Origin of the sequence: Pseudoalteromonas sp. SR45-4, from assembly GCF_014163535.1 — a bacterium.
Lineage (GTDB): Bacteria > Pseudomonadota > Gammaproteobacteria > Enterobacterales > Alteromonadaceae > Pseudoalteromonas > Pseudoalteromonas nigrifaciens.
Map to the genome: position 1 here is coordinate 14,513 of NZ_JACJDO010000025.1, position 9,778 is coordinate 24,290.

The 9,778-nt window shown below is 41.4% G+C and carries 7 protein-coding genes and 3 tRNA genes; 8 read left to right on the top strand and 2 right to left on the bottom strand.

The features are described from left to right. Positions 1-3 precede the first annotated feature (3 nt). The 4 genes from H5058_RS11495 (at position 4) to H5058_RS11510 (ending at position 1,718) form a co-directional block, all read left to right on the top strand. Positions 4-79: transfer RNA gene (locus H5058_RS11495), tRNA-Lys, on the top strand. 84 nt (positions 80-163) lie between these two features. Continuing rightward, positions 164-239 (top strand) — tRNA-Lys (locus H5058_RS11500). A gap of 145 nt (positions 240-384) precedes the next feature. Beyond that, positions 385-1,425, top strand: a complete 1,041-nt coding sequence (gene nadA / locus H5058_RS11505) for a quinolinate synthase NadA (protein WP_182678307.1) — start codon at positions 385-387, stop codon at positions 1,423-1,425. Positions 1,426-1,628: 203 nt separating this feature from the next. After that, positions 1,629-1,718 (top strand) — tRNA-Ser (locus H5058_RS11510). 129 nt (positions 1,719-1,847) lie between these two features. On the opposite strand, the gene H5058_RS11515 is transcribed toward H5058_RS11510, so the two are convergent. Beyond that, the gene (locus tag H5058_RS11515; RefSeq protein ID WP_218911015.1) at positions 1,848-2,822 is read right to left on the bottom strand and encodes a c-type cytochrome; all 975 of its coding nucleotides are present in this window, start codon (positions 2,820-2,822) and stop codon (positions 1,848-1,850) included. A 362-nt stretch (positions 2,823-3,184) separates the two neighbouring features. Continuing rightward, positions 3,185-3,574 carry a DUF2750 domain-containing protein gene (locus H5058_RS11520; protein ID WP_011328538.1) on the bottom strand — a complete coding sequence of 130 codons (390 nt, stop codon included), beginning with the start codon at positions 3,572-3,574 and terminating at the stop codon, positions 3,185-3,187. A gap of 257 nt (positions 3,575-3,831) precedes the next feature. Between H5058_RS11520 and H5058_RS11525 the strand changes: the two genes are divergently transcribed. The 4 genes from H5058_RS11525 (at position 3,832) to H5058_RS11540 (ending at position 9,708) form a co-directional block, all read left to right on the top strand. After that, positions 3,832-4,875, top strand: a complete 1,044-nt coding sequence (locus tag H5058_RS11525) for an alkene reductase (protein ID WP_011328537.1) — start codon at positions 3,832-3,834, stop codon at positions 4,873-4,875. 214 nt (positions 4,876-5,089) lie between these two features. After that, on the top strand, positions 5,090-7,459 hold the full coding sequence (locus H5058_RS11530; RefSeq protein WP_179807957.1) for a TonB-dependent receptor domain-containing protein: 2,370 nt from the start codon (positions 5,090-5,092) through the stop codon (positions 7,457-7,459). 69 nt (positions 7,460-7,528) lie between these two features. Continuing rightward, entirely contained in the window at positions 7,529-8,668 is a 1,140-nt protein-coding gene (locus H5058_RS11535; RefSeq protein ID WP_179807958.1) for an alkaline phosphatase family protein, read from the top strand. Next, positions 8,665-9,708, top strand: a complete 1,044-nt coding sequence (locus H5058_RS11540) for an alkaline phosphatase D family protein (protein ID WP_179807959.1) — start codon at positions 8,665-8,667, stop codon at positions 9,706-9,708. The genes H5058_RS11535 and H5058_RS11540 overlap by 4 nt, the downstream gene beginning before the upstream one ends. The last annotated feature ends 70 nt before the right edge of the window (positions 9,709-9,778 follow it).

The window sequence follows — 9,778 nt, forward strand, 5'->3', positions numbered from 1 at the left end:
AGCGGGGCATTAGCTCAGTTGGTAGAGCAGTTGACTTTTAATCAATTGGTCGATGGTTCAAATCCATCATGCCCCACCATTCTATGAGCAGTGAAAGTAAAGTATTAGTCGGCGGATTTACGCAATCAACTAACTAGCAGCCTTGCTAATTAGTTATCAAAGGGGGGCATTAGCTCAGTTGGTAGAGCAGTTGACTTTTAATCAATTGGTCGATGGTTCAAATCCATCATGCCCCACCATTTTTAGACAATCCCTTCTTAATAGCGTCTTTTTAAAACTTCAACTTTTTATTTATAAACACCTTGAGCAGATAGCTGTTATTTAGCTTTATATTCTCGTATAATTCATCGTAATTAATGCAATATAGATGAAGTGGTCGAGAACATGAGTCTAGCTCAAACTATTATGCCTGAAGGCTATATTTTCCCTCCTAAGCCAGCACCGTTAACACAAAACGAACAAGGCGAATACAAAGCACGTATAAAGCAACTACTGCAAGAAAAAAATGCCGTATTAGTTGCCCATTACTATACCGATCCTGAAATACAAGCACTAGCCGAAGAAACCGGCGGCTGCGTTGCCGACTCGCTAGAAATGGCGCGTTTTGGTACACGCCACGATGCCGACATGATCATTGTAGCGGGTGTGCGTTTTATGGGTGAAACCGCAAAAATATTAACGCCTAACAAAACCGTGGTTATGCCAACGCTCGAAGCGACTTGTTCGTTAGACATAGGTTGCCCGGTAGATGAATTCTCAGCGTTTTGCGATCAGCACCCCGACCGCACAGTAGTAGTGTATGCAAATACCTCTACCGCAGTAAAAGCGCGTGCAGATTGGATTGTAACCTCATCGTGTGCACTGGAAATTGTTGAGCACTTAGACGAACTAGGTGAAAAAATAATTTGGGGCCCAGACAAGCACCTAGGTAGCTATATTCAAAAGAATACCGGCGCAGATATGATCATGTGGAATGGTGCATGTATCGTTCATGACGAGTTTAAAACTAAAGCTCTAAAAGACATGAAAGCGCTGCACCCAGATGCGGGCGTACTCGTACACCCAGAGTCGCCAGAGGAAATTGTTGCCCTTGCTGATGCAGTAGGTTCAACCAGTCAATTGATCAAAGCGGCACAAACTATGAGCAATCAAAAGTTTATTGTTGCCACTGATCGCGGTATTTTTTATAAAATGCAGCAACTATGCCCAGACAAAGAATTCTTTGCCGCTCCAACTGCCGGTGAAGGCGCTTCATGTAAAACATGTGCGCATTGCCCTTGGATGGCAATGAACGGCTTAAAAGCGATTGAAGAAGCTCTGATAGACCCCAAAGGTAAAGAAGTGTTTGTTGACATGGACTTACGCGAAGGCGCACTTAAATCACTTAACCGCATGCTTGATTTTACCGCCACAATGGCAAAGTAAAATTAACGAATATAAAAACGCACGTTAAGTTAACGCCTAAAAAACGGTTATGCCACCCGCATAGCCGTTTTTTGTGCACAGCATAAAAAATATGAATGATAAGTGAGCAGTTAAAAGCTCAAAACTAAAAATGCCTTGCACCTATGGCGGCTATTTCATACTATAGCGCGCTTGTTGCACTACCTAGTATGTAGCAACGCCGTGGAGGGATGGCTGAGTGGCTGAAGGCGCACGCCTGGAAAGTGTGTTTAGGTTAATCCCTAACGAGGGTTCGAATCCCTCTCCCCCCACCATTATTCAATATCAGGACGTCTCATGACGTCCTTTTTTGTGCCTGTAATAAAATTATATATGTTATTAAAAAGCCAGTGGGTTAATCCAACTGGCTTTTTGGTTTTATTATTTAACCGTGGTTAATACTATTAACGGCGTACGTCTTTTGGTGCGCCGCCTTCAGGCCAGTCGTTTGCTTTAGCGGCAAATGCTGGACGTGCTAGGTGGCTAAAGTAAAATGCAATATCAACGGCTTCTTGGTCAGTTAAAATACCTTCTTGGCCAAGTGGCATGTTGCCTTTTATAAATGCAGCTGCGGTATAAGTACGTGCCATACCTGCGCCGTCATTAAATGAGTTGTCGCCTGCTACTGCTGGGAACATATAAGTGCCACTAGGGTATAAACCTTTGGCGTCCATTTGATGGCAGCTTGCACAGTGCTGTGTATACAATGTTTTGCCATTTTCTGCGTTTGGCTCTAGGTCTTTGTTAATTGCTATAAAACCATTATTACTTTTTAAGTCATCTTTTGTTTTTATGTCTTGCGATAAAAAGTTCATGTAGCTGACCATAGCTTGCATTTGTGTAGAGTCGGTTATTAATGGTTGGCCGTTCATTGAGCGTTGAAAACAGCCATTAATACGATCTTCAATAGTGTTTATTTTAGCATTACGGCTACGAAACTTAGGATAAACCACGTTCATACCTACATAAGGGGCTGCGTTAGCTACGCGGCCTTCGTTTAGGTGGCAAGAACTACAGTTTAGTTTGTTATTAACGTTTTCGGGTAATTGGCGGTAGGTATCGATAACTAATAAACGCCCGTAACGAATTAAATCAGATTCAGGGCTATTATCTAAATCGTTAATATTTGGCGTTGATAAGGTGTTTGGGTGGCTTGCTGATAGGTTAGTAATTACTGGCGCATTGCTTAGCGCTTTTTGTATATCTGATTGTGGTTCGGCCGTTGCTTTTGTAGTAATGCTAGTTGCATTTTGGCTGGTTGCTTTTTCAACAGCAGTGGTTTTAGCGGTTGTTTGTTTAGCTGGTTCAGGTACTGGCTCAGAGCAAGCAAATAGCGCTAAGATAGCGCTTAAAATAGTAATGAGACGGAGTTGAAACATAATTTGACCCTAGGGTATAAAAGTGTGTGGATTATACGCCTGAAAAACCATTTTCCTATTGCTTTAAATCGGTTTGCCGACGTTATTTGGCTAAAAGTTAGCGATTAAAAAAACCATAATTTATTGTATTTAAAAATATAGTTAATAATTATTTAAAATGTATATTTTATTTTAATTTTTAGGGCGTGTTGGTCATTAATAGTTACAATATTATGCTATTTAGCGGGCGATTTAATTGGATGGAAATTTATAGCTTAGTAATATAAAGCGAGTATTTAATAAGGGCCGCAATTGCAAAGGGGCTGTATAAAACAGTAAAACCATTATTGTGAGCATGGCTTTACTGTTTTGAGGGAAAGTGCTTAATATTTTTTCTTTGGCATTTTTAATTGTGTATCAAACTCATCCGGAAACAGTATAGTGCCGTCGTCGTCTTCGGTTGGAAAAACGGCAATAAGTAAGTCGTCGTCTTCTAAGCCGGGTGTCCAGCGGTTTATCCAATCTTGTGTGGGAATAGCTTTAGGCGTACAACCTTCCCATTCGCCAGTGGCCCATGCTTGTGCAAACTCGCGAGTTGGCCATACGGGTACGCAGTCGTCATCTTCGTTGGTGAGCATAACGCAGCCATCGTCATCGTTTAAAATCCATACTTGTTTAAATTGCTGTGTGGTTTCAAACATAAAAGCGAGTCGTTTTTTGGCACCAAGGCCTAAAATTACGTCGTGTTGTTCTGTGTTATTTGCTGTTGTCATAATTTGCTTACTCTAAGTTTATGGCTTGGTATTAAGTGTAAGTATATCGAGTTATATGACAGTGTGGTGAAAAGTTATTATTTAATTTACCCTATATAGATCTAATTTACGGCTCTGTAAGTATAAGTTTTATTATTAATTTGAGCGTTCATTCAAAAATACCCTTGAATGTTTACCAAATGGCCGCATTTACACACCATACTTGCTATTTAGGTTGAGCATTTAGTGCTTAGCCATTCCCACACAAAGGATCCACAATGTCGATTGATTTACTTGCCCCGTATAAATTAAACAGCACAATTGAGCTTAAAAACCGCGTATTAATGGCGCCGTTAACGCGCAGTATGGCTGATGATAACCTAGTGCCAACCCAAGCTATGGTTGACTACTACGCGCGCCGTGCAGATACAGGGTTAATTATTAGCGAAGCGACAATTATTCGCCCAGACGCGCAAGGCTATCCTAATACGCCGGGTTTATTTACTAGTGAGCAAATTCAGGGCTGGAAAAAAGTAACCGACGCAGTACATACCAATGGGGGCAAAATATTTGCCCAGCTTTGGCATGTTGGCCGTGTTGCTCATCCACACTTTTTTGATGGCGATGTACTTGCGCCATCAGCAATTGGTGTAGAAGGGACAGTTCCGCGCATGCGTGAGCTTACTTACATTACGCCAAAAGCGGCAACCACAGATGATATTAAAAGCTTAGTAGCCGATTACGCAAAAGCAGCCGAAAACGCAATAGAAGCAGGCTTCGATGGCATAGAAATTCACGGTGCTAACGGTTATTTAATTGATCAGTTTTTACATTATGCAGCAAATGAGCGCAATGATGAATACGGCCAAACGCCTGAGAACATGGCGCGTTTTGCGCTTGAAGTAACCGACGCAGTTATTGCTGTCGTTGGAAACGAACGTACCGCTATTCGTGTAACGCCGGGTGCTTATTTTAATATGACCGAGGATAGCCGCGACAAAGCCGTATTTGATTATTTGTTAGCTGAATTAGACACAAAAGATCTTGCTTACTTACATGGTGGAATTTTTGACGACAGCATGCGTTTTGACTCGCTTGAAGGCAAAAACACTTCTGAGTTTTTACGCGCAGGCTACAAAGGTACGTTAGTAGGTGTGGGTAGCTATAGTTTTGAGACAGCAAAAGAGGCGATTAACGACGCTAAGTTTGACTTAATTGCCATTGGTCGCCCACTTATTGCAAACCCAGACTACATAAGCAAAATTAGTAATAATCAACCGCTGGTAGAATACAATGCCGATATGCTTAGCGAGCTGGTGTAACTATTAGTTTTATAATTATTTAAAACGATTTTTAAGACAACCCATAAGCTTACTTTTGGGTTGTCTTTTTTTGTACATATTCCTGCCATAAATTTCCCATATTTGTTTAATTTTTATGTAAATAAAGTTCATCCCCGTTGTCATATTTAAAACTCATACTGCTCCCGTTTTCATAATAATTAATTTTTAATAATTAAAACTAAACGGGACAACAATGTACGCTTTAAAAAACAAATCGCTTTTGAGCATGGCTATAGCCATGGCTGTATCAACATCTGTTTATGCAAACGACAAAACTATAGAAGAAATAACCGTAGTCGCTAAGCCTACCAGCTACGCTAACAACGTTATTGAGCCTGCAATGCTTGAGCAACAAAGTTCGGTAGCAAGTATATTGTCGGTGATTGATAATTTACCGGGTATTAGCATAAACGAAGGTGATGCATTTGGTGGTGACGACTGGTCTACCACAATTACAATGCGTGGTTTTAGTATTGACGGTAACCAACAGCAATTAGGGATGACAGTAGATGGCATACCCAATGGTGGCTCTAATTACGGTGGCGGCGCTAAAGCTAACCGTTACCTAGACAGCGAAAACCTGGCTACAGTTGAAGTAGGCCAAGGTACGTCTGATATTAAATCGGCATCGCTGGAAGCGCTAGGCGGTACATTTAATTTTGTAAGTAAAGATCCCAGTCACGAAAAAGGCACTACGTTTGCCTATACATCGGGCAGCCACGACGCCTCGCGTTATTATATTAAGCACGAAACAGGCACTGTTTTTGATAATACCCAAGCATACGTAAGCTACTCGCAAACCGACACCAGCCGTTGGATTGGCTCGGGAAGTAATGGCGGTAAAGACAACCAACATGCTGAGCTTAAGTTTGTATCTAATTTTAACGATTTAACCCTAACCGGACGCTTATCTTACGACGATGTAAGCGAAACTAACTACAACAGCGTGAGTATTGAACAATTTGAGCAAACACCAAATTGGGATCAATTAACGTGGAACTGGACAGGGGTTCCGCATTTTGATCAAATGTTTGCCGAAGGTTGGGGGACGCTACGTGAAAATACCTTAGGTTATTTAAAGTTTGAATATGCAATTTCGCCCACATCACTATTAACGATCAGCCCTTATTATCATAAAAACTCGGGGCGTGGTGACTGGATCCCACCATATTTAACAACCCCAGTTGATGAAAACGGCGAGCCAACAACACAAGGCGGTACTAATGCTGGCTCTTATGGTTTTGCTGATAGCGAGGGTAACCCACTTGCACCTAACTCAGGCTGTACAGCAAGTTTAAGTTGGCCGTGGGAGTCGGGGCCTGATTTAAATCCGGCATGTTACGACGATACAGCAACGCCCGTTATGTCTTATCGCCATACCCATTACAAAAAAGATCGTTTAGGCGTAACCGCTAACTATCAAGCGACGTTTGGTGATCACGATATTGAGGCTGGTTTTTGGTATGAGCAAAGCGAGCGAGAAGAGTCGCGTGATTGGCACAAAGTAATTGATGCACGTATTTTTCATCATTTTGAAAACACCCCTTACTGGACTCAGTACAAAAATACCTTTGATACAGATACGTTCAAATGGTACATCCAAGACTCTATTAACTTAGGTGATTTAACCTTAAATATTGGCGCTAAACAGTATTTAGTTGAGTTACAAAAGTACGACCACTTTGCTAACGAAAGCTCAGATAAAGTAGACAGCGACTCTGATGTTTTATTTAGTGGTGGTGCGCTGTACCAGTTAAATAACGATACCGAACTATTTGCAAGTTACAGCGAAAACTTTGCTGCAATTAAAGACGGGGTACTGGAGCGCGACAGTTCAACACTGACAGAAATAGAACCAGAAACAGCAAAAAACATTGATTTTGGTGTACGCTACCAAGCCGATAGATTAACGCTAAGCGCAACGGCCTACAGCGTTAAGTTTGATAACCGCATTACCTTTATTGCACCAGGCAGTGATTCAGGCGGAATTGACTACACTATTGGCACTAATGGTTCATACATAAATGTAGGGGGCATCGATTCTAAGGGGTTAGAGCTCTCTGCAAGCTATATGCTCACACCAAGCTGGAGTGTTTATTCGTCGTATACCAATAGCAGCTCTGAATATTCGTCTGATGATCCAAATGCATATGACTCACAAGGCGTATTACTACAAGATAAAGATGGCAATACTGCAGCGCCAAGCTTTAAAAAAGGCGATAGCTTAATAGATACATCGGAAGATTTATTGGTTGTATCTACCGATTACTTTAGTGACGGCTTTCGTGTTGGTTTGTCGGCTAAATACACAGGTGAGCGTTTAGGTGCATGGCAAGACGAAGGCACGCGAGCACGCAATAAAGTAGACGGCTACACGGTACTCGACTTTAATGCCGGTTACTCAACCGATGTAGACGCAGGGCCATTTAAAGCCATTGATCTCTCGTTTGTTGTTTATAACATAACCGATAAAAGCTACTTAGCAGGTGGCACAGGTAATGGGACTACTTACTTTATTGGTGCGCCTCGTACTGCTGCGGTTACGTTTACTGCAGATTTTTAAGTCGTAATATAAATTATTTTAAGCCCATTATTAATGGGCTTTTTATTATAAAAATAGGCCGGTAACAATATGAAAACGATTTTAAAAGTAAGTGTATTTAGTTTAATTGCCCTAGGAAGCGACTTTGCAGCGGCAGTACAAACAGCTGATCAAAATGTAGTGTTGGTAACGCTTGACGGTGTGCGCTGGCAAGAGGTGTTTAGTGGCGCTGATAAAAACCTTATTAATAATTCCGATTTTGTTAAAAAGCCAGAGCAGCTAAATACAGAGTTTTGGCATAACAGCTCTGCAAAACGCCAGCAACTGCTGATGCCGTTTATTACCCAAATTGTAGCTAAGCAAGGGGTAATAATTGGTAATAGAGAGCAAGGCTCTAATATGTCGGTAAGTAACCCGTGGTATTTTTCGTATCCCGGTTATAACGAAATACTTAGCGGTGAGGTAGATGAAGGTATTAATAGTAATGATAAAATCCCTAACCCAAATCACACTATATTAGAGCGTTTGGAGCACCAACCCGCGTTTAAAAATAACACCGCCTTATTTGGTAGCTGGGATGTATTTCCTTCAATACTTAATACTGAGCGCAGTAAGGTATATGTTAACGCCGGATTTATGCCAATTGAGGAGGATTTATTTGAAAATGCGCCACTTTTAAATGCCATGCAAAATGAAATTCCGAGCCCTTGGAGTAATGTACGATTAGACAGTTTTACTTATCGGTTTGCTAAGGCGTATATGTTAGCTAAAAAACCAAAATTATTAGTAATAAGTTTAGGAGAGACCGACGACTTTGCTCACGATGGTGATTACCACGCGTATTTAAAATCGGCAAAACAAAGCGATGCTTTTATAGCTGATTTATGGAATACCATTCAAACAACACCGGGTTATAAAAATAACACTACCCTCATTATTACCACAGATCATGGCCGTGGTAGTAACGCAAGCGACTGGCAGCATCACAGTTCAAAACGCGCCTTAGCAGCACTGCATATAGGCGAAAATAAGTTTCCCGAGGGCATTATAGGCTCCGAACATATTTGGCTTGCCGCGATTGGCCCTGCAATAAAAGGCCAAGGCTTAGTTAAAACAACTACTGAGCTAAAACAAACGCAAATTGCCGCAACAGTGTTAAAGGCACTTGGGCAAAATCCAAAGCAGATAAATTCGAATATGGCACCGGCGATTAATGAGATTGTAAAATGAAAATAATAACCGCGGTAGTATTAACCAACTTACTTGTAAGCTTTAGTGCTTTGAGTGCTCCCTCTAAAATATTATTTGGCTCGTGCGGGCATCAAGATAAAAACATTCCTATATTCGATGCTATAAACAAAGAGCAGAGCGATTTATTTATATTTTTAGGTGACAATATTTATGGCGACACTAATAATATGAGCGTACTTGCTAATAAATATCAGCGTTTAGGGGCAAAGCCCGGTTTTAAAACACTAAAAGCACAAACGCCTATTATAGCCATGTGGGATGACCACGATTATGGCCAAAACGATGCAGGTAAAGAGTATCCGCATAAAGAAGAGTCGCGGCAAATTATGCTCGATTTTTGGCAAGAACCTGCAAACTCACCACGACGCACTCGCCCCGATGGTATTTATACCTCGTATACGTATGGTGAAGGTGAGCAAACTGTGCAGGTGATTATGCCAGATTTGCGCTGGAACCGAGATGCGTTAAACGCAGTAAGTAAGTTGGAGTACGACACTAAGCGCAAACTAAATAATCAAGGCCCGTATAGCCCAAGTCATGTTAAAGGCGCATCAATGCTTGGTGAGGCGCAGTGGCAATGGCTTGAACAAGAGCTTAAAAAGCCCGCGGCTATAAAGCTAATTGCCTCAAGCTTACAGCTACTTCCCGAATTTACAGGGTGGGAGTCGTGGGCTAATTTCCCCGACGATCGAAAGCGTTTATTTACACTGATCAAAAAGCATAAAGTAAACGGCGTAGTTATTATTAGCGGCGATACCCACTGGGGCGAAATTTCACAGTATAAGCACAACCTTGACTACCCACTAATAGAAATGACCAGTTCTGGCCTAACCGAAAAATGGAAAAATGTAAGCCCTAACACACACCGAATAGGGGACTTTACCCACCAGGTTAATTACGGCGATTTAAGCATAGACTGGCAACAAGCCGACCCGTCAATTTCATTACAGCTCAAAGATATTGATGGTAAAGCAATAATGCAAAGTCAGTTTAAACTCTCAAGCATTAGCCCTTATTAATTATCGCCCTTATAAAACGCACAGTAAATAGCATCACTACTGTGCGTATAAAATTTAACTAACCCGCTGA

Coding starts and splice junctions, on each gene's coding strand:
- H5058_RS11515 (WP_218911015.1), bottom strand. CDS start 2,822: ATGTTTCAACTCCGTCTCATTACTATTTTAAGCGCTATCTTAGCGCTA.
- H5058_RS11535 (WP_179807958.1), top strand. CDS start 7,529: ATGAAAACGATTTTAAAAGTAAGTGTATTTAGTTTAATTGCCCTAGGA.
- H5058_RS11520 (WP_011328538.1), bottom strand. CDS start 3,574: ATGACAACAGCAAATAACACAGAACAACACGACGTAATTTTAGGCCTT.
- nadA (WP_182678307.1), top strand. CDS start 385: ATGAGTCTAGCTCAAACTATTATGCCTGAAGGCTATATTTTCCCTCCT.
- H5058_RS11525 (WP_011328537.1), top strand. CDS start 3,832: ATGTCGATTGATTTACTTGCCCCGTATAAATTAAACAGCACAATTGAG.
- H5058_RS11530 (WP_179807957.1), top strand. CDS start 5,090: ATGTACGCTTTAAAAAACAAATCGCTTTTGAGCATGGCTATAGCCATG.
- H5058_RS11540 (WP_179807959.1), top strand. CDS start 8,665: ATGAAAATAATAACCGCGGTAGTATTAACCAACTTACTTGTAAGCTTT.